This window comes from Pseudomonas sp. K5002 (assembly GCF_013386655.1).
Lineage (GTDB): Bacteria > Pseudomonadota > Gammaproteobacteria > Pseudomonadales > Pseudomonadaceae > Aquipseudomonas.
The window spans coordinates 376-924 of the sequence record NZ_JACARK010001039.1; the positions used below are offsets into that span (position 1 = coordinate 376).

2 protein-coding genes are annotated in these 549 nt (G+C 65.6%); both read right to left on the reverse strand.

Annotation, left to right across the window (positions count from 1 at the left end; all coding sequences use genetic code 11):
• On the reverse strand, nucleotides 1–224 hold a 224-nt coding region (locus HX846_RS39960; RefSeq protein WP_256740225.1), incomplete at its 3' end, for an ADP-ribosylglycohydrolase family protein.
• On the reverse strand, nucleotides 221–549 hold a 329-nt coding region (locus tag HX846_RS32915), incomplete at its 5' end, for a UTRA domain-containing protein (RefSeq protein ID WP_178967020.1). The genes HX846_RS32915 and HX846_RS39960, both read right to left, overlap by 4 nt.

Genomic DNA, 549 nt, shown 5'->3' on the forward strand with positions numbered 1-549 from the left:
ACCAGCAACTGGCCGACGAGGATCGCCTGTTCGGTGTCATCGGTGATCGAGCCCTTGGGCATGTTCGGCGCGATCGGCTGATCGGCGTCGGCATCTTCCAGGCCGGTGATCGCGCCGAAACGCGCCTTGACCTGCTCGCGGCTCAGGGACTGGGTGGGCATGCCCAACGCATCGCCCAAGGCCAGGCCGTAGAAGGCGCCGAGGGCGCGGGTGGTGGCGGTCATGTCGGTGTTCCAAATTGAAGGTGCAAGCGGAAATGCAGAGGGTCGAGCAGGCTTTCGACGGATTCCATGAAGCGGTCCTGGCGGTCGTAGGTGGTGCGCAGGGCCTTGAGGAACACCGTGCCCACCGGGCGCCCCAGGAGCTGGGCGTCTTCTTCGTTCAGAGGCTCGGCACCGATCCATTGGTTGCCGGTGGCGCCGACATAGCCATAGGCCGCCAGGGTGATGGTCAGGGAATTATCGATCAGGCCGACTTGCGGCAGGCTTTCCAGGCCACCGGAGGCCGGCATCAGCGAGCGCTCCAGGGACACGAACGTGCCGTCGGCAG